Source organism: Luteimonas sp. Soil_C_5 (genome assembly GCF_057656615.1).
Genome location: NZ_JBDGKA010000002.1, coordinates 1 through 22,241, shown reverse-complemented (window position 1 = coordinate 22,241; position 22,241 = coordinate 1). Strand labels below are relative to the sequence as shown.

The following is a 22,241-nucleotide window of genomic DNA, read 5'->3' as shown; positions in this document are numbered from 1 at the left end:
CATGGATCCCGTCCTGATTGCATTCCTCGTCTTCGCCGCGATCACCGTGATGTCTGCGGTGGCGGTGATCAGTGCCCGCAACCCGGTGCACGCGGCGCTGTTCCTGGTGCTGACGTTCTTCTCCACCGCCTGCACCTGGCTGCTGGTCGGCGCCGAGTTCCTCGGCCTCGCCCTGGTACTGGTCTACGTCGGCGCGGTGATGGTGCTGTTCCTGTTCGTGGTGATGATGCTCGACGTCGATGTCGCGCCGATGCGCGAAGGCTACGTGCGCTATCTGCCGGTGGGTCTGGTCGTCGCGGTGCTGATGCTGGTCGAGATCCTCACCCTGATCGGAATCCGTGGCCGCATGCTGCCGTTCGCACCCGATGCGGTGGATGCCGCCGGGGTGTCGAACACGGTGTGGATCGCACGTCGCCTGTTCACCGACTTCCTGCTGCCGTTCGAAGTCGCGGCGATCATCCTGACCGTCGCCGTCATCGCCGCGGTGATGCTGACGCTGCGTCGCCGTCCGGGCGCCAAGCATCAGAATCCGGGCGAGCAAGCGCGCGTGCGGGCGTCTGATCGCATGCGCGTGGTCAAGATGGACGCGGTGCGTCCGGTCGCCGAACCGCCGGCAGGCGAGGGCGAGGGAGAAGCGAAATGACCGAACTCTTCGGAACCGGCCTCGCGCTGGGGCACTACCTGTCGCTGGGCGCGGTGCTGTTCTGCATCAGCGTCGCGGGCATCTTCCTCAACCGGAAGAACGTGATCATCCTGCTGATGTCGATCGAGCTGATGCTGCTCGCGGTCAACATCAACTTCATCGCGTTCTCGCGCGAGTTCGGCGACGCCGCCGGGCAGATCTTTGTGTTCTTCATTCTCACCGTGGCTGCGGCCGAGGCCGCGATCGGCCTGGCCATCCTGGTCACGCTGTTCCGCAACCGGCGCACGATCAACGTCGCCGAACTCGACACGTTGAAGGGCTGATCCGGGCATGGAGAACGCTGTTTCCGAGATCATGATCTCCCAGACCACGCTGCTCGCGATCGTCCTGGCGCCCCTGCTGGGCTCGATCATCGCGGGCCTGTTCGGCCGCCAGGTCGGCCGCGCGGGTGCGCACACCGTGACCATCGCAGGTGTCGCGATCAGCTGCGCGCTGTCGATCTACACGTTGTGGCAGCTGATGCAGGGCGCGCCGACGTACAACGAGAACGTCTATACGTTCTTCGAGGTCGGCAACTATTCGGCGCACGTCGGCTTCCTGATCGACAACCTCACCGCGATGATGATGGTCGTGGTGACGTTCGTGTCGCTGCTGGTGCACGTCTACACCATCGGCTACATGTCCGAGGACCCGGGCTACCAGCGCTTCTTCAGCTACATCTCGCTGTTCACCTTCTCGATGCTGATGCTGGTGATGGGCAACAACTTCCTGCAGCTGTTCTTCGGCTGGGAAGCGGTGGGCCTCGTGTCGTACCTGCTGATCGGTTTCTGGTTCAAGAAGCCGACCGCGGTGTTCGCCAACATGAAGGCGTTCCTGGTCAACCGCGTCGGCGACTTCGGCTTCCTGCTCGGTATCGCCGGCGTGCTGTACTGGTTCGGCAGCCTCGATTACGCGACCGTGTTCGCCGCGGCCGATTCCACCATCGGTGGCGGCCAGACGATCGAAGTGATCACCGGCTTCGAGTGGTCGGTCGCGACCCTGGTCTGCATCTGCCTCTTCATCGGCGCGATGGGCAAGTCGGCCCAGGTGCCGCTGCACGTGTGGCTGCCCGACTCGATGGAAGGCCCGACCCCGATCTCGGCGCTGATCCATGCCGCGACGATGGTCACCGCCGGCATCTTCATGGTGGCGCGCATGTCGCCGCTGTTCGAGCTGTCGGAAACCGCGCTGCAGTTCATCCTCTTCATCGGTGCAACCACAGCCTTCTTCACCGGCCTGATCGGCATCGTGCAGAACGACATCAAGCGCGTCGTTGCGTACTCGACGCTGTCGCAGCTCGGCTACATGACCGTCGCGCTCGGCGTGTCGGCGTACTCGGCCGCGGTGTTCCACCTGATGACGCATGCCTTCTTCAAGGCGCTGCTGTTCCTGGCCGCGGGCTCGGTGATCATCGGCATGCACCACGAGCAGGACATGCGCAAGATGGGCGGCCTGCGCAAGTACATGCCGATCACGTTCTGGACCAGCGTCATCGGCACGCTGGCCCTGGTGGGTACGCCGTTCTTCAGCGGCTTCTACTCCAAGGACACGATCATCGAGGCGGCCAAGCACGCCAGCGACGGTGGCGGCTGGGTGTTCCAGTACGCGTACTGGTCGGTGCTGCTGGGTGCGTTCGTGACCTCGTTCTACAGCTTCCGTCTGCTGTACATGACGTACTTCGGCAAGGAGCGCTTCCGCGACGCGCATGCGTCCGACGCCCATGGCGCGCATGACGCACACGGACACGAAACCCATCACGAGCCGCTGCACGACGACGGTCACGGCCATGCGGTCGCCGCGACGGCGCACGACGATCACGCGCACGACGACCATGGCCACCACGGTCCGCACGAGCCGCACGAGTCCCCGTGGGTCGTGACGCTGCCGCTGATCCTGCTGGCGATCCCGTCGATCCTGATCGGTTACTTCACTGCGGGTCCGATGCTGTTCGGCACCGACTGGACCGGTCATCACGAGGCGGGCGGGTTCTTCGACGGCGTGATCCACGTGCTGGCGTCCAACGACGTGCTGGCCGCGCTGAAGGAAGAGCTGTGGCACGGCCCGGCCGCGTTCGCGATGCACGGCTTCGTCGCACCGGCATTCTGGCTGGTGGTCGCGGGCTTCGTGCTCGCCACGGTCATGTACTGGTGGAAGCCGGAACTGCCGGCCAAGGCCGCGCGCGTGTTCCGCGTGCCGATCCGGGTGCTCGAGAACAAGTACGGCATGGACGACCTGTGGATCGGCGGCTTCGCCGGCGGCGGCGTCGCCCTCGGCAAGCTGTCGCGCATCTTCGATACCAAGGTCATTGACGGCCTGTTCGTGAACGGTCCGGCGCGCGTCGTCGATCTGGTCTCGGGCGTTGTCCGCCGGCTGCAGTCCGGTGCCCTCTACCACTATGCATTCGCGATGATCGTCGGCCTGATCGTGCTGTTGGCCCTCCTCATCAAGTACTGGCGTTGACGGAACTCCCTACGTGTCGAACTGGCCTCTCCTCAGTCTCCTGATCTGGCTGCCGATCCTCGGCGGTGCGCTCGTCCTCGCCCTGGGCGAACGCCGCGCCGACGCCGCCCGCTGGGTGTCGCTGGCGTTCGCGCTGCTGGTGTTCGTGATCAGCATCCCGCTGTTCACCGGCTTCGATTACGCGAATGCCGGCCTGCAGTTCCTCGAAAGGCGCGAATGGATCCCCGCGTTCAACATCGAGTACCACCTCGGTGCGGACGGCATCTCGGTCGCGCTCATCGTGCTGACCACGCTGACCACCGCGCTGGTGCTGATCGGCGCCTGGACGTCGGTGACCAAGCGCGTGTCGCAGTACCTGGCGGCCATGCTGATCCTCGAAGGCATGATGATCGGCGTGTTCTCGGCCGTGGACGCGATGCTGTTCTACGTGTTTTTCGAAGCCATGCTGATCCCGATGTTCATCATCATCGGTGTCTGGGGTGGCGCGAACCGCGTCTACGCGTCGGTCAAGTTCTTCCTGTACACGTTCCTCGGCTCGGTCTTCATGCTGGTCGCGCTGATCTACCTGTACCTGCAGGCCGGCAGCTGGCAGCTGCCCGACCTGTATGCGCTGCGCCTGTCGTCGACCGAGCAGACCTGGATCTTCTTCGCGTTCCTCGCCGCATTCGCGGTCAAGGTGCCGATGTTCCCGGTGCACACGTGGCTGCCGGACGCGCACGTCGAGGCGCCGACCGGCGGCTCGGTGATCCTGGCCGCGATCATGCTGAAGATCGGTGGCTACGGCTTCCTGCGCTTCAACCTGCCGATCACCCCGGATGCGGGTCACGAATGGGCCTGGCTGGTGATCGCGCTGTCGCTGATCGCCATCGTCTACGTCGGCCTGGTCGCACTGGTCCAGCAGGACATGAAGAAGCTGGTCGCGTACTCGTCCGTGTCGCACATGGGCTTCGTGACGCTGGGTGTGTTCATCGCGTTCGCGCTGATGCGCGACGTGCCGGACGGTTCGGACGCGGCGCGTCTCGGCCTGCAGGGCGCGATGGTGCAGATGGTCTCGCACGGCTTCATCTCCGGCGCGATGTTCTCCTGCATCGGCATCCTGTACGACCGCATGCACACCCGCATGATCAAGGACTACGGCGGGGTCGCGAACGTGATGCCGTGGTTCGCCGCGTTCTACGTGCTGTTCGCGATGGCCAACTCCGGCCTGCCGGGCACCTCGGGCTTCGTCGGCGAGTTCATGGTCATCCTGGCGGCGTTCCAGAGCCACCCGCTGATCGCGTTCTTCGCAGCGACCACGCTGATCATCGGCGCGGCCTACACCCTGTGGCTGGTGAAGCGCGTGCTGTACGGCGAAGTCGCCAATGCACACGTCGCCGCGCTCAAGGACATCAATGCCCGCGAGGCGCTGGTGCTGGGCGTGTTCGCCGCGGGCACGCTGCTGATCGGCCTGTATCCCAAGCCGCTGACCGACCTGATGGAGCCGTCCATCGCGCAACTGGCGAACCTGATCGCCGTAAGCAAGCTTTGAGGGTGAGCGGACGCGTGCTTGGCGGGCGCCTTCAAGGCGGCTGCCGCGTTCGGGAACGCCCGGCCATGGATGGCCGGGCCGGACGTTCCGGAGTCGCCCATGTCACGCCATGGACGGCATCGGTCGATGATAGAAACAGTGCGATCCGCAGGATTGCCGAGGAAAGTGTGCAGTGATCAACAATCCCATGACGCCCCCCGTCCGCACGCTGGCCGAACTCGGCCCGATCGTGCCCGAGCTGTTCGTGGTGCTGGGCGCGTTCGCCCTGCTGATGCTCGACCTGTTCATCGACCCGCGCCGCCGGATCATCACCCACGTGCTGGCGGTGGCGACGCTGCTCGGCGCGGCGGCGATGATCGCGTTCGGCGTGGGCGGGCAGGGCAGCACGCTGGCCGACATGTTCGTGCGCGACGGCGGCGCCGATGTGCTCAAGGTCTCCGGCCTGGTCGTCGCCGCGGTGGCGCTCGGCTATGCCTGGGCCTACCTGCGCGAACGTGATCTGTACCAGGGCGAGATTCCGGTCCTGTTCCTGTTCACCAGCGCCGGCATGATGCTGCTGGTCTCGGCCAACAACCTGACGATGGTCTATGTCGGTCTGGAACTGCTGGCGCTGTGTTCCTATGCGCTGGTGGCCTGCGACCGGGACAACCCGCTGTCCTCGGAAGCGGCGATGAAGTACTTCGTCCTCGGCGCGCTGGCCTCGGGCATGCTGCTGTTCGGCATGTCGCTGGTCTACGGCGCGACCGGCACGCTGTCGCTGCCGGGCATCCACGAGGCGATCGGCGGACTGACGGGCGATGGCCGCGTGCTGCTGCTGACCGGCATGGTGTTCCTGGTCGTGGGCATCGCGTTCAAGTTCGGCGCCGCGCCGTTCCACATGTGGCTACCCGATACCTACCACGGCGCTCCGACCGCGATCACCGCGTTCATCAGCTCGGTGCCCAAGCTCGCCGCGTTCGGCATGACCTGGCGCCTGCTCGAAACCGCGCTCGGCCCGGTGCACGAACAGACGCAGCTGCTGCTGTCCCTGCTGGCGGCGCTGTCGCTGGTGGTCGGCAACCTGTTCGCGATCGCGCAGACCAATCTCAAGCGCATGCTCGCGTACTCGACGATCTCGCACGTCGGCTTCCTGTTCCTCGGCCTGGCCGGCGGTGGTCCGGACGGTCACGCGGCGGCGATGTTCTACGCCATCAGCTATGCGGTGATGTCGGTGGCCGCGTTCGGCGCGATCGTCATGCTGTCGCGCAAGGGCTTCGAGGCCGAACACATCGACGACTACAAGGGCCTGAACCAGCGCAGCCCGTGGATGGCCGGCCTGGTGCTGTGCATCATGGCCTCGCTGGCCGGTGTGCCGCCGTTCCTCGGCTTCTGGGCGAAGCTCGTCGTGCTGCAGGGCGCGCTGCAGGGCGATCTGCTGTGGCTGGCGATCGTCGGCATCGTGTTCGCGGTGATCGGCGCGTACTACTACCTGCGCGTGATCAAGGTCATGTACTTCGATGCGCCGACCTCGGCGCCGATGGTCCAGCGCTCCGGTACCACGCTGCGCGTGGTGTTCGGGATCAATGCGCTGGCGCTGCTCGGCCTCGGTCTGTTCTGGAGTCCGTTGATGGCGCTGTGCCAGCAGGCATTCGCCGTTTGAGTCTGTTAGTATGCGCACCTGGTCGTTGCGCACGCAGCAATCGGGGGAAGTTCGAAGGACGCGGAATCGTTCGAAACTTCTTGCAATATCGAAGAGCAATCTTCATAATTCCGCTTCTGATGCGGGGTGGAGCAGTCTGGCAGCTCGTCGGGCTCATAACCCGAAGGTCGCAGGTTCAAATCCTGCCCCCGCTACCACATTCATCGCGGTAACGCGGACGCACTCCAGGGTGCATCCGACGCGGAGAATCTGGGCTTTGCCGAAGCAACTGCTTCGCTTCGGCGCCGACATCCAGTGGTATCGGACAAGGGGCCCTTCGGGCCCTTTGTCGTTTTCCACGATCGGAAAACCGCAGGCGCCGATGGCGACCCGCGGGCCCTGCGAACCGGGGTGACCCGATCGCGGTACCGGACACGCAACGGACGAGGGACCAGTGGCGGACAAGGCGACACAACTCACCGAATTTCTGGCGCCGACGGTCGAAGCCCTCGGGCTCGAACTGCTGGGCATCGAATACCTGCCCGCGCCGGGCGGTTCGCTGGTGCGTCTGTATATCGATGTCCGAGACACCGGCACGATCGCGGCCGATGCGGCCGCCACCGATGCGGCATCACCCGCCGAGCAGGGCGTGACGATCGAACAGTGCGAGGCGGTCAGCCGCGAGGTGTCGGCCCAGCTCGACGTCGAGGATCCGATCACCGGCAACTACACGCTCGAAGTGTCTTCGCCCGGCATCGACCGTCCGCTGTTCGGGGCTGCGCAGTTCGCGCGCTTCGTCGGTCAGACGGTCAAGGTCGGCATGAAGCTGCCGCAGGACGGGCGTCGTCGCCTGACCGGGCGCATCGTGTCGGTCGAGGGTGACACGGTCACGTTCGATGTCGACGGCACGGCCTTCCAGGTCGGCGCCGACAATATCGACAAGGCCCGCCTGGTGCCCGACTGGGCCGCGCTGGGACTGGCCGCGTCGCACGATAAGAAAGACAACGGACGCGCCAAGGGTGCGTCCCGCAAGGCAAACCACACACCACGTGACAACAAGCGGTCGGCGGATCCGTCGACCGGTGCGGAGTGAATGAAAAGATGAGCAAGGAACTGTTGCTGGTCGTCGATGCGGTCGCCAACGAGAAGGGCGTGCCGGAATCCGTGATCCTGGAGGCCATCGAGGCCGCGCTGGCCACTGCGGCCAAGAAGCGCTACATCGACCAGGACGTGGTGACACGTGTGGCGATCGATTCGAAGGACGGCAGCTACGAGACCTTCCGTCGCTGGGAAGTGGTGGCCGATGACGTCGTCATGGAGTCGCCCGACCGCCAGATCCGCATGATGGACGCGATCGAAGAGGCCGATGGCGTCGAGATCGGCGATTACATCGAAGAACAGATCGAGAACGTCGACTTCGGTCGCATCGCCGCCCAGGCCGCCAAGCAGGTCATCGTGCAGCGCGTGCGCGAAGCCGAGCGCCAGCAGGTCGTCGATGCGTGGAAGGATCGCGTGGGCGAGCTGGTCACGGGCGTGGTCAAGCGCGTCGAGCGCGGCAACGTCTACGTCGATCTCGGCGGCAACGCCGAAGCGCTGATCCAGAAGGACAAGGCGATTCCGCGCGACGTCGTGCGCGCCGGTGACCGCATCCGCGGCTACCTGTACGACGTGCGCAGCGAGCCCCGCGGCCCGCAGCTGTTCATCAGCCGCGCCGCGCCCGAATTCATGATGGAGCTGTTCAAGCTCGAAGTGCCGGAAGTCGGCCAGGGTCTGGTCGAGATCAAGGCCTGCGCACGTGATCCGGGCGATCGCGCCAAGATCGCCGTGCTGGCCTACGACACCCGCACCGATCCCATCGGCGCCTGCATCGGCATGCGCGGTTCGCGCGTGCAGGCGGTGTCGAACGAATTGAACGGCGAGCGCGTCGACATCGTGCTGTGGTCGGACAACCCGGCGCAGTTCGTCATCAACGCGATGGCCCCGGCCGAAGTGCAGTCGATCGTCGTCGACGAAGACAAGCACTCGATGGACCTGGCGGTCGCGGAAGACAAGCTGGCCCAGGCGATCGGCAAGGGTGGCCAGAACGTGCGTCTGGCCAGCCGTCTGGCCGGCTGGCAGCTCAACGTGATGACCCAGGACCAGGTCACCGCGAAGTCCGAATCCGAGCAGACGGCCGCGCGCCAACTGTTCATGGACAAGCTGGAAGTCGACGAGGAGATCGCCGGCATCCTGGTGACCGAAGGTTTCGGCACGGTCGAGGAAATCGCCTACGTGCCGGTCGGCGAGCTGCTCGCGGTCGAGGGCTTCGACGAGGACATCGTCGAGGAACTGCGCTCGCGCGCCCGCGACGCGTTGCTCAACGACGCGCTGGCGGTCGAGGAAGAGGCCGACGGCAACGCACCGGCGCAGGACCTGCTGGAGCTCGAGGGCATGGACGACGAGACCGCATTCGCGCTCGCTTCAAACGGTGTGCGTACCAGTGAGGACCTCTCGGACCTGGGGGCCGACGAGGTGGTCGAGTTCGGCATCGAGGGGCTGGACGAAGCCCGCGCGGCCGCGCTGATCCTGGCCGCCCGCTCCGAGGAAATCGCACGCCTGGAACGCGAGGGCTGAGGCCGCAGGCGCGTCGCGGGTAGAATGCACCACTCATGCGCCGGCTCTGGCCCGCGCTAACGGGATACGAATCACGAATGTCGCAACAAACCACCATCCGCAAGCTGGCCGCACTGGTGAACACGCCGGTCGAGAAACTGCTTGAACAGCTGTCCGAAGCGGGCATGCCGTTCAGCGATCCCGACCAGGTCGTCACCAGCGCGGAAAAGCTGAAACTGCTCGGCTTCCTCAAGCGTGCGCACGGCAAGAGCGACGCTCCTGTCGAGGACGCCGCTGCGCCGAAGAAGATCACGCTCAACCGCAGCCGCAAGCAGGAACTGACGGTCGGCGGCGGCAAGAACCGCCAGACGGTCGACGTGGTCGTGCGCAAGAAGGTGACGCTGAGCCCGAGCGAGGCACGCCTCGATCCGGACGCCGAGCGCGCCGACATCCTGCGCAAGCTGGAAGAGTCCCGCGCCAAGAACCTGTCCGAGCAGCAGCGTCTGGCCGCCGAAGACAAGCAGCGCGCCGAGGCGATCGAGCAGCGCCGCCTGGAAGCCGAGGCCGAAGCCGAGCGTCTGCGTCAGGAAGCTGCGGCCGCGGCTGCAGCCGTGCCGGACGAAGCCGAAGCCGCGCGCCGCACGACGGCCCATGGTCACGGTCACAAGCCGCCGGCCGCGCCGCGCCCGGACGACCGCACGCCTGCCGCCGCCAAGCACAAGGCCAACCGCGGTTCGCACGCGATGGTCAGCGGCGTCGAAGACGACGACAAGACCGCACGCTTCGCCGGCCAGCTGCACCTCAGCGCCTCCGATCGCGCCCGTCGCAGCACCGGCAACACGCGCGGCAAGCCGCAGCGTGGCGGCCCGCAGCGTCGCAGCGGCTCGCAGTCGCGCAGTGGCGGCGGCCCGCACGGCTTCGAGCGCCCGACGGCACCGATGCAGCGCGAAGTCGCGATCGGCGACGCGATCACCGTGGCCGACCTCGCGCAGAAGCTTGCGATGAAGGGCGGCGACGTGGTCAAGGCGCTGTTCAAGATGGGCGTCATGGCGACCATCACCCAGTCGATCGATCACGACACGGCCGCGCTGGCGGTCGAGGAACTCGGCCACATCGCCGTCCGTGCGGACGCCGACGACGCCGAGAGCGAGCTGATCGCACACGTGGGCGAAGCGCAGGGTGACCTGGTCGCACGTCCGCCGGTGGTCACGATCATGGGTCACGTCGACCACGGCAAGACCTCGCTGCTGGATTACATCCGCCGCACCAAGATCGCCTCGGGCGAAGCGGGTGGCATCACCCAGCACATCGGCGCGTACCACGTGGAAACCGAGAAGGGCGTCATCAGCTTCCTCGACACCCCGGGCCACGCGGCATTCACCTCGATGCGCGCACGCGGCGCGAAGCTCACCGACATCGTGATCCTGGTGGTCGCGGCCGACGACGGCGTCATGCCGCAGACGGTCGAGGCGATCAAGCACGCGAAGGCGGCGAAGGTGCCGCTGATCGTGGCGATCAACAAGATCGACAAGTCGGGCGCGGATCCGTCGCGGGTCAAGAACGAACTGCTCGAGCACGAGATCGTGGCCGAGGACTTCGGCGGCGACACGCAGATGGTGGAGCTGTCGGCCAAGACCGGCGACGGCGTCGACGATCTGCTCGATGCGATCTCGCTGCAGTCCGAGGTGCTGGAACTGCGTGCCGTGGCCGAAGGCCGCGCGAGCGGTACGGTCATCGAGTCCTCGCTGGACAAGGGCCGCGGCCCGGTCGCAACGGTGCTCGTGCAGCAGGGCGAACTGGCGCGCGGCGACTATCTCGTCTGCGGCGTGCAGTACGGCCGCGTGCGTGCGCTGTTCGACGAAACCGGCACCCAGGTGCAGACGGCCGGTCCGTCGATCCCGGTGCAGGTGCTGGGTCTGTCGGGCGTGCCGGATGCGGGCGACGATTTCGTCGTCGTCGCCGACGAGCGTCTGGCCAAGGAAGTCGCCCAGCAGCGCGAGGGCAAGCGTCGCGAGACGCGCCTGGTGCAGGCCGCGGGCAACCGCATGGAAGACATCATGGCGCAGATGGGCCAGGCCGAGCAGCAGCTGTCGCTCAACCTGGTCATCAAGGCGGACGTGCAGGGTTCGGTCGAGGCGCTCAAGCAGTCGCTGATCGCGCTGTCGAACGAGCAGATCCGCATCAACGTCATCGTTTCCGGCGTCGGCGGCATCACCGAGTCGGACGCCAACTCGGCGGCCGCGGCGAAGGCCACGATCATCGGCTTCAACGTCCGTGCCGACGCGTCGGCGCGCAAGGTGATCGAGAACAGCGCGCTGGATCTGCGCTACTTCTCGGTGATCTACGACGTGATCGACCAGGTCAAGCAGGTGGCTTCGGGCATCCTGGGCATGGAGATCCGCGAAGAGATCATCGGTACCGCGGAAGTGCGCGACGTGTTCCGCAGCTCGAAGTTCGGTGCGGTCGCGGGCTCGATGGTCATCGAGGGCGTGGTCCGGCGGAACAAGCCGATCCGCGTGTTGCGCGACAACACCGTGGTCTTCGAAGGCGAGCTGGAATCGCTGCGCCGCTTCAAGGAAAACGTCGACGAAGTGCGCAACGGCACCGAGTGCGGCATCGGCGTCAAGGCCTACAACGACGTCAAGCCGGGCGACCAGATCGAGTGCTTCGAGCGCATCGAGGTCCAGCGCACCCTGTAAGGGCGTGCGCCGGGCAGGGCGGTCCCGCATCGCGGTGCCGCCGCCCGCTTCGCCGCGCGATGTCCTCGCGCGGCGTTGCTGTTTTTCAATTCCCCTGATTACGAAGATCCGTCTTGGCCCAGAAATCCTTCCATCGCACCGATCGCGTGTCCGCCCAGCTTCGCCGGGAACTCGGCACGCTGGTCCGTGAGGCCGTCTCCGAACATGGCCTGCCGTCCGTCAGCGTGTCCGACGTCGAAGTCACGCGCGACATGGCCCACGCCAAGGTGTTCGTCACCGCGCTGCAGTCCGAGCGTTCGGCCGAGGCGGTGAAGGGCCTCAAGGCCGTCGCGCACGAGATCCGGTTCCGTCTGGCCCGTGCGGTCAAGATGCGCCACGTGCCCGAGCTGCATTTCCACTACGACGATTCCGTGGACCGCGGCGAGCGGATCGACCACCTGCTGCGCGATCTCGACAACACGCCGCCGGCGGAGTGACGCCGTCGCGGCTGCGACGCGCCCGTCCACCGTATTCCCGATGACACGTTCCCCGAGTCGCCCGCGCACCGTCTTCCGCAAGCTCGACGGCATCCTGCTGCTCGACAAGCCGCGCGGCATGAGCTCCAACCAGGCGCTGCAGCGCGTGCGCCATCTGTTCCGCGCCGACAAGGGCGGGCATACCGGCAGCCTCGATCCGCTGGCCACCGGCCTGCTGCCGGTCTGTTTCGGCGAGGCCACCAAGATCGCCAGCGGCCTGCTCGGTGCGCGCAAGGCCTACACCACGGTCGCCCGGCTGGGCCAGGTCACCGATACCGACGATGCCGACGGCGAGATCCTGCGCGAGCGGCCCGTGCCGCCGCTGACGATCGAGACCCTCGACGCCGCGCTCGCCCAGCTGGTCGGCCGCATCCAGCAACGTCCGCCCATCTATTCCGCGCTCAAGCGCGGCGGCGAGCCGCTGTACGCCAAGGCGCGCCGCGGTGAAACGGTCGAGGTCGACGTGCGTCCGGTCGACGTTCACGCGTTCGAACTCCAGTCGGCCGCGGATCTGCTCGATGGCGTGCTCGAACCCGGCGGTGCGCCGCAGCTGCGTCTGCACGTCGAATGCGGCTCCGGCACCTATGTGCGCAGCCTGGTCCGCGACCTCGGCGAACTGCTCGGCTGCGGCGCGCATGTCGCCGAGCTGCGCCGGCTGTGGGTCGATCCCTTCCGCGATCCGCGCATGTGGACGCTCGAGGACCTGCAGGCGCTGGCCGCCCGCAGCGAACGCGGACTCGAAGCCTGCCTGCTGGAGATCGAGGCCGGCATGCTGGCCTGGCCCGCCGTGCAGGTCGACGCCAGGCAGGCCGCGCGCCTCCAGAACGGGCAGGGCGTGCCGGGTCCCTATGCCCCCGAAGGCGAAGTCGCGATCGTCGGGCCGGGCGGCCGGGCCGAAGGGCTGGGGCGGGTGGACGCCGAAGGTCGCCTCCACGCACAGCGCATGTTCCGCCGCGCAGGCGCGGAGACGACCGCAGACTGAATGGCCGCCTTGTCCGTCACCCGGGCAAGCGGTACACTTTCGCCGCCTTTTTCAAGGCGTCCGCAACACCCATCCACAGGCGGTCCGGGCGGTACGCGACGGTCATCCGACACGTCGCCGTCTTCTGCGGGATCCGCGTCCAGAGAGCATGCAATGACCAGCACCATCGACAACACCAAGATCATCGAAGACCACAAGCGCGGCGAGAACGACACCGGCTCCCCGGAAGTCCAGGTCGCCCTGCTGACCGCACGCATCGTGCACCTGACCGAGCACTTCAAGACGCACAAGAAGGACCACCACAGCCGCCGCGGCCTGTTGATGATGGTCAACCGTCGTCGCAGCCTGCTGGACTATCTGCACCGGAAGGATGCGGATCGCTACAAGGCCCTGATCGAGAAGCTTGGTCTGCGTCGCTAAGACTGACACCCACCGCGGCGCAGAAATGCGCCGCGGTTCTTTTTAGGGCGTGGGCAGCGTCCGCCCGCCGGGGCATGGGTCCCGGACGGTTCATCGCAAGAGACATCAAGGAATTCCAACGTGGCAAAAGTGACAAAGAGCTTCCAGTACGGCAACCAGACGGTGACGCTCGAGACCGGCGAGATTGCGCGCCAGGCCGGCGGCGCCGTGATGGTGTCCTGCGACGGCACCCAGGTGCTGGTCGCCGCGGTCGCCAACAAGACCGCGCGCGAAGGCCAGGATTTCTTTCCGCTGACCGTCGACTACCAGGAAAAGTTCTACGCCGGCGGCCGCATTCCGGGTGGCTTCTTCAAGCGTGAAGGTCGCGCCACCGAGAAGGAGACGCTGATCTCGCGTCTGATCGACCGTCCGATCCGTCCGCTGTTCCCCGATGGCTTCCGCAACGAAGTCCAGATCATCGCCACCGTGATGTCGATGAACCCGGACGTCGACGGCGACATCCTCGCGCTCATCGGCGCCTCGGCCGCGCTGTCGCTTTCGGGCGCGCCGTTCGACGGCCCGATCGGCGCTGCCAAGGTCGGTTACAAGGACGGCCAGTACCTGCTGAACCCGACCGTGTCCGAGCTGAAGGATTCGGATCTCGAGCTCGTCGTCGCCGGTACCGCGAACGCCGTGCTGATGGTCGAGTCGGAAGCCAAGGAACTGTCGGAAGACGTGATGCTCGGCGCCGTGATGTTCGGCCACCAGCAGATGCAGGTCGCCATCGCCACGATCAACGAGCTCGTCGCCGAAGCCGGCAAGCCGAAGTGGGAATGGTCGGCGCCGGCCTCCAATGAAGGCCTGATCTCGACCCTGCGCACCGCGATCGGCGAGCAGCTCGCCAGCGCCTTCCAGGTGCGCGACAAGCTCGAGCGCAAGGATGCGATCTCCAAGGTCAAGAAGGCGATCCTCGAAGCCGTGCAGCCGCACGCCGAGGCCAATGCCTGGTCGAACAGCGAGCTGTCGAAGGAATTCGGCGAGCAGGAATACCAGACGATGCGCGACTCGGTCCTCAAGACCAAGGTCCGTATCGACGGTCGTGCGCTCGATACCGTGCGTCCGATCGCGTCCAAGGTCGGCATCCTGCCGCGCGTGCACGGCTCCTCGCTGTTCACCCGTGGCGAGACGCAGGCGATCGTCGCCGTGACCCTCGGCACCGCGCGCGATGGCCAGATCATCGACGCCGTCGCCGGCGAGTACAAAGAGCACTTCCTGTTCCATTACAACTTCCCCCCGTACTCGGTGGGCGAAGCCGGCCGCATGATGGGTCCGAAGCGTCGCGAGATCGGCCACGGCCGTCTGGCCAAGCGCGGCGTGCTCGCCGTGATGCCGACGATGGAAGAATTCCCGTACACCATCCGCGTCGTGTCGGAGATCACCGAGTCGAACGGTTCCTCGTCGATGGCATCGGTCTGCGGTTCCTCGCTGGCGCTGATGGACGCGGGCGTGCCGATCAAGGCACCGGTCGCCGGCATCGCGATGGGCCTGGTCAAGGAAGGCGACGACTACGTCGTGCTGTCGGACATCCTGGGTGACGAAGACCACCTCGGCGACATGGACTTCAAGGTCGCCGGCACCACGAACGGCATCTCGGCGCTGCAGATGGACATCAAGATCCAGGGCATCACCGAAGAGATCATGAAGGTCGCGCTGGCCCAGGCGAAGCAGGGTCGTCTGCACATCCTCCAGGAGATGAGCAGCGCGCTGACCACGGCCCGTACCGAACTCAGCGAGTTCGCGCCGCGCCTGATCACGATCAAGATCCACCCCGACAAGATCCGCGAAGTCATCGGCAAGGGCGGTTCGGTCATCCAGGGCATCACCAAGGAAACCGGCACCCAGATCGACATCCAGGACGACGGCACGATCACGATCGCTTCGGTCGACGCCGCCGCTGGCCGCGCCGCGAAGGAACGCATCGAGCAGATCACCTCTGACGTCGAGCCGGGCCGCATCTACGAGGGCAAGGTCGTCAAGCTGATGGACTTCGGTGCATTCGTGACGATCTCCCCCGGCAAGGACGGTCTGGTTCACGTGTCGCAGATCTCCAACGAGCGTGTCGAGAAGGTCGGCGACGTGCTCAAGGAAGGCGACGTGGTCAAGGTCAAGGTGCTGGAAGTCGACAAGCAGGGCCGCATCCGCCTGTCGATGAAGGCCGTCGCCGAAGGCGAAGGCACGCCGGCCGAGTAATCGCCAGCGACAGCGTCATGCGTCACCAGAAAGCGGGCTTCGGCCCGCTTTCTGCGTTTCAGGACCGGCGGGTCCGGAGACCCGGCCAGCGGCATGTCGCACCGCGCACACAGGTTCGGGCCGGCGGACGTCGCGCGCCGCCAGGTCGTCCGTGCGCTACTTCGGGTCACACCTGGTGTTGGCCCGCGCGGCGTTGCCGCGGAAGACTGGTTCGGTTTCGGTTTCGGTTTCGGCAGTGGCGTGTGGCGTGTAGCAGCGGCGAGCGGGAGGCGGGAGGCAGGAGGTGGGCGGGACTGCTTGCACCCCACGCTGTGGACGGGGGCGCCATCCCCTCGGAAAAGCTGTCGCCAGCGCCAGCAGGCCATCGCGTCGACGGATATTCCGCTCGCAACCGCGCGAAACCGGATGAACAGGGCAATTCGTCCTGCCTGACTGGGCGATCTAGTCCTATCGGGTGAGTTTGCGCGGCCCCGTCCTCTGGCACGCTTGCCGGATGCAGACCGAAACCTCCCCCCAGACTCCCATTACCTCGCCCACGCCAGGTCCCCCGGCCAAGAAGCCGTTCTGGCACCACCTGTATTTCTGGGTGTTGATCGGCATCGCCGCGGGCATCGTCATCGGCCTGGCCGCGCCGCAGGTCGGCGCGCAGATGAAGTGGCTGGCCGATCTCTTCATCAAGCTGGTCAAGGTGGTGATCGCCCCGACCATCTTCGCCACCGTCGCCGTCGGCATCGCCGGACTCGGCAATCTCGCCAAGGCCGGTGGCCTGGCGCTCAAGACCGTCATCTACTTCAACGTCACCACCGTGTTCGCACTGGGCATCGGTCTGGTGGTGATCAATCTCTTCGGCCCGGGCCGCAACCTCGGTCTCGACATCGCGACCTTCGACGCCTCGGCCGCCGAAGGCACCCTCAGCAGCGCGGGCGCTGCGGCGGGCGAGGGCCTGACCGGCTTCCTACTGCACCTGGTGCCCAGCTCGTTCATGGGCGCCTTCGTCGAGGGCCAGCTGATCCAGGTGCTGGTGATGGCGATCCTCGTCGCCTGCGCGATCTCGATGCTGGGCGAACGCGGCAAGCCCGCGGTCGCCGCGCTCGACACGATCGCCCAGGTGATGTTCGGCGTCATCAAGATCGTCATGTGGTTCGCACCGCTCGGCGCGATGGGCGGCATGGCCTTCACCATCGGCGAGTACGGCGGCGCGATCCTCGGCTCGCTCGGCTACTTCATGGTCAGCTTCTGGGTGACCTGCCTGCTGTTCCTGTTCCTGGTGCTCGGACCGATCTGCTGGTGGTCGGGCTTCAGCATCTTCAAGTACATCCGCATGATCCGCGACGAGCTGCTGATCGTGCTCGGCACCTCGTCGTCGGAGACGGTGCTGCCGCGCATGCTGGCGAAACTCGAAGCGGCGGGCGTGCCGAAGTCGGTCGTCGGCCTGACGATCCCCACCGGCTACTCGTTCAACCTCGACGGCACCGCGATCTACATGTCGATGGGCGCGATCTTCATCGCCCAGGCGTTCGGCATCGAAGTGCCGCTGGGCACGCAGATCGCGCTGCTGGTCTTCATGCTGATCTCGTCGAACGGTGCGGCCGGTGTGTCGGGCGCAGGCCTGGTGACCCTGGCGGCCTCGCTGGCCGCGTTCGAGAGCGTGATTCCGCTCGCGGGCATCGCCTTGATCGTCGGTATCGACCGCTTCATGTCGGAGGGCCGCGCACTGACCAACCTGACCGGCAACGGCATCGGCACGCTGGTCATCGCACGCTGGACCGGGCAGCTCGATCGCGAGCGTCTGAACGAGGTGCTCGACAATCCGGCGCTGGTCGACGCGGACCGCCTGGCGGCCGCCGCGAATGCGACGCCGGTGACGCCCGCGCCGAACGAGGTGCTGGCCGCGAAGTAAGCGGTCTGGCCGGTCGTCGACGCAAGTCGCGTTGACGACCCCATGCAGCCGTTGCGTACGCAACGGTTGCGTGTCTTCCCCATAGCCTTTAGGTTGCAAGCCATGCCCCGCATCGCCGCCAGCAATCTCAACCGCAACGCACTGCGCACGAATAATCGTGCGCGGCCGATGCGGGTGTGGGAGCTGGCGCAGCAGTAAGACGAGACGCGCAGGCACCGGAAACACGAACCCGCATCGGCCGCGATGCGGGTTTTTTTGTGTCCGCATCCGGCTCCCATGACATCGCGATCCACGACATCCAGGAGCTCCACCATGTGTTCAATCTTCGGCATCTTCGGCCTGCAACCCGGCGACGACGCAAGTGTTCTGCGCCGGCAGGCGCTCGAGTGCTCGCAGCGCCAGCGCCACCGCGGCCCCGACTGGAGCGGCGTGCACGTCGACGACCGCGCGATCCTCGTGCATGAGCGCCTCGCCATCGTCGACCCGGCGGGCGGCTCGCAGCCGCTGCTGTCCGAGGACGGCGCGCTGGTGCTCGCGGTCAACGGCGAGATCTACAACCACCAGACGCTGAAGACCGAACTGCGCGTGCCGTACGCGTTCCAGACCGCGTCCGATTGCGAAGTGGTCAGCGCGCTGTACCGGGAGCACGAGGCCGACGGCAGCGGGCCGTCCGCGTTCCTCGAGCGGCTCAACGGCATCTTCGCGTTCGCACTGTGGGACCGCGACAGCGGTCGCGCGATCATCGCCCGCGATCCGATCGGCGTGGTGCCGCTGTACTGGGGTCACGACCGCGAAGGCCGCCTGCGCGTCGCATCCGAGATGAAGGCGCTGGCCGACACCTGCGCCGATGTCGCCCAGTTCCCGCCCGGGCACTGGTACGACAGCGCGACTGGCGTGCTCACCCGGTACTACGAGCGGCCGTGGCGCGACTTCGATGCGGTGGAAGGCGTGGATGTGTCACTCGACGATGTGCGCGAGGCCTTCGAGGCCGCCGTGCATCGCCAGCTGATGACCGACGTGCCTTACGGCGTGCTGCTGTCGGGCGGTCTGGATTCTTCGCTGGTCGCCGCGGTCGCCGCCCGCTATGCGCGGCACCGCGTCGAGGATGGCGACCGCAGCGAGGCCTGGTGGCCGCGCCTGCACTCGTTCGCGATCGGTCTCAAGGGCTCGCCCGATCTCGCGGCGGCGGCGATTGCCGCCGAGTCGCTGGGCACCGTGCATCACGGCTTCGAGTACACCTTCGAGGAAGGCCTCGATGCGATTCCCGATGTGATCCGCCACGTCGAGACCTTCGACGTGACGACGATCCGCGCGTCGACACCGATGTTCCTGCTCGCGCGCCGCATCAAGGCGATGGGCGTGAAGATGGTGCTGTCGGGCGAGGGCAGCGACGAGATCTTCGGCGGCTATCTGTACTTCCACAAGGCACCGGACGCGCGGCAGTTCCACGAAGAGCTGGTGCGCAAGCTCGATGCGCTGCACAACTACGACTGTCTGCGCGCGAACAAGTCGATGATGGCCTGGGGCGTGGAGCCGCGCGTGCCGTTCCTCGATCGCGAGTTCCTCGACGTGGCGATGCGCTTCGACGCCGCGCACAAGATGATCCACCGCGGCAGCGACGGCTATCAGCGCATGGAGAAGGGCGTGCTGCGCGCCGCGTTCGACGGCCATTTGCCCGACGAGATCCTGTGGCGGCAGAAGGAACAGTTCAGCGACGGCGTCGGCTACGGCTGGATCGACGGGCTCAAGGCGCATGCCGAGGCGCAGGTCAGCGATCGCGAACTCGCGGCCGCGGCGAGCCGCTTCCCGCACAACCCGCCGCTGACGAAGGAGGCGTACTTCTATCGCAGCGCCTTCGAGCGCGTGTTCCCGTCACCGGCGGCGGCCGCCACCGTGCCGGGCGGCAAGTCGATCGCCTGTTCGTCGCCTGCGGCGATCGCCTGGGACGCTGCGTTCGCGAATGCCGCCGATCCATCGGGGCGTGCGGTGGCCGGCGTGCACAACGCGGCGGTGGCGGCCTGAGTGCAAGCCCTCCCTCGCGAAGCGAGGAATAACAATTCCCGCGAGCGGATGTCGCGCCCACTTGGGCGACGCTGAAACAATCGTCATTCCCGCCTTCGCGGGAATGACGCGCAAAACCGGACTTGATCAACGGCGCTTCAGAGCTTGCCCGCCATCCGCGCCAGCGTCGTATCGCGCCAGAAGAAGTGATGCAGCGCGACCATCGCGACGTGGCCGGCGACGACGGCGAGCAGGGTCCAGGCGATGACGCCGTGCGACAGGTTCGCCGGCGCCATCAGCCATTCCAGCTTTTCACCGGTGGCGGGAAACAGCGGCACGCCCCACGGTGCGAAGCCGCGGCCGCTGCCGTATTCCCGCATCAGCGCGACGGTCGGCACGTAGGCCATCAGCGCGTACAGCAGCGCATGCCCCGCGAGTGCGAGGCGGCCGACCGGCGTCGCCGGATGCGGCGGGCGATTGCGCCACTGCGACAGGCCCCAGGCGCCGCGCAGCAGGATCGCCAGCATCAGCAGCGTGCCCACCGGCTTGTGCGAGCCGACGAGGAACGCGGTCAGCGGATGCTTGCCCAGCGTCAGCTTCACGCCCATGCCGGTGAACTGCCACGCGAACAGCGCGCCCATGCCCCAGTGCAGCACCCGCGTGACCAGGCCGTAGCGCAGCGGTGAATCGGTCCAGCGAGACGGCATGGGTGCATCCAGGGCGGAAATCCGGTGCACAGTTCAGCCGGGCGCCCGCGTGCTGTCAATCGTCTTTGCAAACGCGGGAACGGCGCCACGACAGCGATTGCCGCAGACAGCTCCCGGCGTGCTGGAGACAGGCGGCGGGCTGCGGAACAAACGATCCAGTTGCCGCCGCACCATCGACCCCCGTACGGGACCCCGGCGACCCCAGCCCGTAAACTGGGCGTCACGTTTCCAGACACACGAGCAGCACAGTGATCATCCATCCCAAGGTCCGCGGCTTCATCTGCACCACCACGCATCCGACCGGCTGCGACCACAACGTGCGCGACCAGATCGCCGCGACGCAGGCGCAGGGCGTGCGCACCGACGGCCCGAAGAAGGTGCTCGTGATCGGCGCCTCCAGCGGCTACGGCCTCGCGGCGCGCATCAGCGCGGCGTTCGGCTTCGGCGCCGACACGCTGGGCGTGTTCTTCGAAAAGCCCGGCACCGACAAGAAGCCCGGCACGGCCGGCTGGTACAACGCCGCCGCGTTCGATCGCTACGCAAAGGACGCCGGCCTCTACAGCCGCTCGATCAACGGCGATGCCTTCTCCGACGCCGCGCGCGCGCAGGCGATCGATCTGATCAGGAACGAGATGGGCGGGCAGGTCGATCTGGTCGTCTATTCGCTGGCGTCGCCGGTGCGCAAGCTGCCCGCCACCGGCGAAGTGAAGCGCTCCGCGCTCAAGCCGATCGGCGAGGCCTACACCTCGACCGCGATCGACACCAACAAGGACCAGATCATCGAAGCGTCGATCGAGCCTGCGACCGAGCAGGAGATCGCCGACACCGTGACCGTGATGGGCGGCGAAGACTGGCAGCTGTGGATCGACGCGCTGCGCGAGGCCGGCGTGCTGGCCGACGGCGCGAAGACGGTCGCCTTCAGCTACATCGGCACCGAGATCACCTGGCCGATCTACTGGCATGGCGCGCTGGGCAAGGCCAAAGCCGACCTCGACGCGACCGCGCGTCGCATCGACGCGCAGCTCGCCGAAACCGGCGGCAGTGCGAACGTCGCCGTGCTCAAGTCGGTGGTCACCCAGGCCAGCGCCGCGATTCCGGTGTTGCCGCTGTATATCGCCATCGCCTTCAAGGTCATGAAGGAGCACGGCGTGCACGAAGGCACGATCGAACAGCTCGACCGCCTGTTCCGCGAGCGCATGTACCGCGCCGACGGCACCCCGGCCGAGGTCGATGGCGAACACCGCCTGCGTCTGGACGACTGGGAGCTGCGCGACGACGTGCAGGCCGAGTGCAAGGCGCTGTGGCCGCAGATCACGACCGACAACCTGTTCGAGCTCACCGACTATGCGGCCTACAAGCACGAGTTCCTGAAACTGTTCGGGTTCGAGCGCGAGGATGTGGACTACGACGCGGAGGTCGAGCCGCTGGTCGAGTTCGATGTGATCGAGTTGCGCGACTGAGGTCTGGCAGCATTTGAAAAAAAGCCCCGCAGTTGCGGGGCTTTTTTTTGGTCCGCCTCGTCGTGCGGAGCGAACGGTAGGGCTCGTTGTCGGTGCGTGCGCTGTCGCCAGAGACGCTTGCGCTGTGAGTGTTTCACGGGTCTGTGTACTGGCCGAGGTTCGTTTCTGCGCTTGCTTGGCTTCGGCTTCGGCTTCGGCTTCGAATTTCGCTTTTGCTTTCGCTTTGGTCTCGGCCTTTGACGTATCGAGCCGTAAAGCGAGCCGAGCATCGCAGGGCGACGGGGCCGAAGAGCAGCCCATGTCTGAGCGCAGCGAGTTTGGGCTGCGTGCCCCGTCGACCGAGAAGCGCAGGGGACCGATGCGGCTTCATAGCATCGGATCGCGTCCGGCGACGGCGTTTTTGCTTACTTTTGGCAAGACAAAAGTAAGCCGCGCGACAGCGCGGAAG

Annotated in this window: 16 protein-coding genes and 1 tRNA gene; 16 read left to right on the top strand and 1 reads right to left on the bottom strand. The window is 66.5% G+C overall.

Annotation, left to right across the window (positions count from 1 at the left end; all coding sequences use genetic code 11):
* Position 1 precedes the first annotated feature (1 nt).
* From AC3A5K_RS04485 to asnB, 15 genes are all read left to right on the top strand, one after another.
* A complete protein-coding gene (locus AC3A5K_RS04485; protein WP_487616330.1) occupies positions 2 to 643 on the top strand; it encodes an NADH-quinone oxidoreductase subunit J in 642 nt (213 codons plus the stop codon).
* Positions 640 to 966, top strand: coding sequence for an NADH-quinone oxidoreductase subunit NuoK (gene nuoK, locus AC3A5K_RS04480; RefSeq protein ID WP_055247260.1), 327 nt, complete (start codon positions 640 to 642; stop codon positions 964 to 966). Before AC3A5K_RS04485 ends, nuoK begins: the two co-directional genes overlap by 4 nt.
* A gap of 7 nt (positions 967 to 973) precedes the next feature.
* Positions 974 to 3,142 carry an NADH-quinone oxidoreductase subunit L gene (gene nuoL, locus AC3A5K_RS04475; RefSeq protein WP_487616329.1) on the top strand — a complete coding sequence of 723 codons (2,169 nt, stop codon included), beginning with the start codon at positions 974 to 976 and terminating at the stop codon, positions 3,140 to 3,142.
* Positions 3,143 to 3,155: 13 nt separating this feature from the next.
* Positions 3,156 to 4,670, top strand: coding sequence for an NADH-quinone oxidoreductase subunit M (locus tag AC3A5K_RS04470; RefSeq protein WP_487616328.1), 1,515 nt, complete (start codon positions 3,156 to 3,158; stop codon positions 4,668 to 4,670).
* A 187-nt stretch (positions 4,671 to 4,857) separates the two neighbouring features.
* On the top strand, positions 4,858 to 6,309 hold the full coding sequence (gene nuoN / locus AC3A5K_RS04465) for an NADH-quinone oxidoreductase subunit NuoN (protein WP_487616327.1): 1,452 nt from the start codon (positions 4,858 to 4,860) through the stop codon (positions 6,307 to 6,309).
* A 120-nt stretch (positions 6,310 to 6,429) separates the two neighbouring features.
* Positions 6,430 to 6,506, top strand: a tRNA-Met gene (locus AC3A5K_RS04460).
* A gap of 236 nt (positions 6,507 to 6,742) precedes the next feature.
* A complete protein-coding gene (locus AC3A5K_RS04455) occupies positions 6,743 to 7,381 on the top strand; it encodes a ribosome maturation factor RimP (RefSeq protein ID WP_487616326.1) in 639 nt (212 codons plus the stop codon).
* Between the two features lie 8 nt (positions 7,382 to 7,389).
* Positions 7,390 to 8,901 (top strand): transcription termination factor NusA, encoded by a 1,512-nt coding sequence (gene nusA, locus AC3A5K_RS04450; RefSeq protein ID WP_487616325.1) that lies wholly within the window; start codon positions 7,390 to 7,392, stop codon positions 8,899 to 8,901.
* A gap of 77 nt (positions 8,902 to 8,978) precedes the next feature.
* Positions 8,979 to 11,579: a translation initiation factor IF-2 gene (gene infB, locus AC3A5K_RS04445; protein ID WP_487616324.1), complete on the top strand. Its 2,601-nt coding sequence runs from the start codon at positions 8,979 to 8,981 to the stop codon at positions 11,577 to 11,579.
* 113 nt (positions 11,580 to 11,692) lie between these two features.
* Positions 11,693 to 12,055, top strand: a complete 363-nt coding sequence (rbfA, locus tag AC3A5K_RS04440) for a 30S ribosome-binding factor RbfA (RefSeq protein ID WP_487616323.1) — start codon at positions 11,693 to 11,695, stop codon at positions 12,053 to 12,055.
* A gap of 40 nt (positions 12,056 to 12,095) precedes the next feature.
* Positions 12,096 to 13,076 (top strand): tRNA pseudouridine(55) synthase TruB, encoded by a 981-nt coding sequence (truB, locus tag AC3A5K_RS04435; protein WP_487616322.1) that lies wholly within the window; start codon positions 12,096 to 12,098, stop codon positions 13,074 to 13,076.
* A 153-nt stretch (positions 13,077 to 13,229) separates the two neighbouring features.
* On the top strand, positions 13,230 to 13,496 hold the full coding sequence (gene rpsO / locus AC3A5K_RS04430) for a 30S ribosomal protein S15 (protein WP_487616321.1): 267 nt from the start codon (positions 13,230 to 13,232) through the stop codon (positions 13,494 to 13,496).
* Between the two features lie 120 nt (positions 13,497 to 13,616).
* Positions 13,617 to 15,725, top strand: coding sequence for a polyribonucleotide nucleotidyltransferase (gene pnp, locus AC3A5K_RS04425; RefSeq protein WP_487616320.1), 2,109 nt, complete (start codon positions 13,617 to 13,619; stop codon positions 15,723 to 15,725).
* Between the two features lie 493 nt (positions 15,726 to 16,218).
* Positions 16,219 to 17,625 carry a C4-dicarboxylate transporter DctA gene (gene dctA / locus AC3A5K_RS04420; protein WP_487616319.1) on the top strand — a complete coding sequence of 469 codons (1,407 nt, stop codon included), beginning with the start codon at positions 16,219 to 16,221 and terminating at the stop codon, positions 17,623 to 17,625.
* Between the two features lie 312 nt (positions 17,626 to 17,937).
* On the top strand, positions 17,938 to 19,647 hold the full coding sequence (asnB, locus tag AC3A5K_RS04415) for an asparagine synthase B (RefSeq protein WP_487616318.1): 1,710 nt from the start codon (positions 17,938 to 17,940) through the stop codon (positions 19,645 to 19,647).
* A 137-nt stretch (positions 19,648 to 19,784) separates the two neighbouring features.
* Here asnB and AC3A5K_RS04410 read toward each other — a convergent pair whose 3' ends face one another.
* Complete coding sequence (locus tag AC3A5K_RS04410) at positions 19,785 to 20,333, bottom strand: cytochrome b (protein WP_487616317.1); 549 nt, start codon at positions 20,331 to 20,333, stop codon at positions 19,785 to 19,787.
* Positions 20,334 to 20,581: 248 nt separating this feature from the next.
* On the opposite strand from AC3A5K_RS04410, the gene fabV reads away from it, so the two are divergent.
* Positions 20,582 to 21,793 carry an enoyl-ACP reductase FabV gene (gene fabV, locus AC3A5K_RS04405; protein ID WP_487616316.1) on the top strand — a complete coding sequence of 404 codons (1,212 nt, stop codon included), beginning with the start codon at positions 20,582 to 20,584 and terminating at the stop codon, positions 21,791 to 21,793.
* The last annotated feature ends 448 nt before the right edge of the window (positions 21,794 to 22,241 follow it).

Bases quoted from the DNA above. Each gene is read 5' to 3' on its own strand.
- AC3A5K_RS04485 (WP_487616330.1), top strand. From the start codon at position 2: ATGGATCCCGTCCTGATTGCATTCCTCGTCTTCGCCGCGATCACCGTG.
- nuoK (WP_055247260.1), top strand. From the start codon at position 640: ATGACCGAACTCTTCGGAACCGGCCTCGCGCTGGGGCACTACCTGTCG.
- nuoL (WP_487616329.1), top strand. From the start codon at position 974: ATGGAGAACGCTGTTTCCGAGATCATGATCTCCCAGACCACGCTGCTC.
- nuoN (WP_487616327.1), top strand. From the start codon at position 4,858: ATGACGCCCCCCGTCCGCACGCTGGCCGAACTCGGCCCGATCGTGCCC.
- nusA (WP_487616325.1), top strand. From the start codon at position 7,390: ATGAGCAAGGAACTGTTGCTGGTCGTCGATGCGGTCGCCAACGAGAAG.
- infB (WP_487616324.1), top strand. From the start codon at position 8,979: ATGTCGCAACAAACCACCATCCGCAAGCTGGCCGCACTGGTGAACACG.
- truB (WP_487616322.1), top strand. From the start codon at position 12,096: ATGACACGTTCCCCGAGTCGCCCGCGCACCGTCTTCCGCAAGCTCGAC.
- rpsO (WP_487616321.1), top strand. From the start codon at position 13,230: ATGACCAGCACCATCGACAACACCAAGATCATCGAAGACCACAAGCGC.
- dctA (WP_487616319.1), top strand. From the start codon at position 16,219: ATGCAGACCGAAACCTCCCCCCAGACTCCCATTACCTCGCCCACGCCA.
- asnB (WP_487616318.1), top strand. From the start codon at position 17,938: ATGTGTTCAATCTTCGGCATCTTCGGCCTGCAACCCGGCGACGACGCA.
- AC3A5K_RS04410 (WP_487616317.1), bottom strand. From the start codon at position 20,333: ATGCCGTCTCGCTGGACCGATTCACCGCTGCGCTACGGCCTGGTCACG.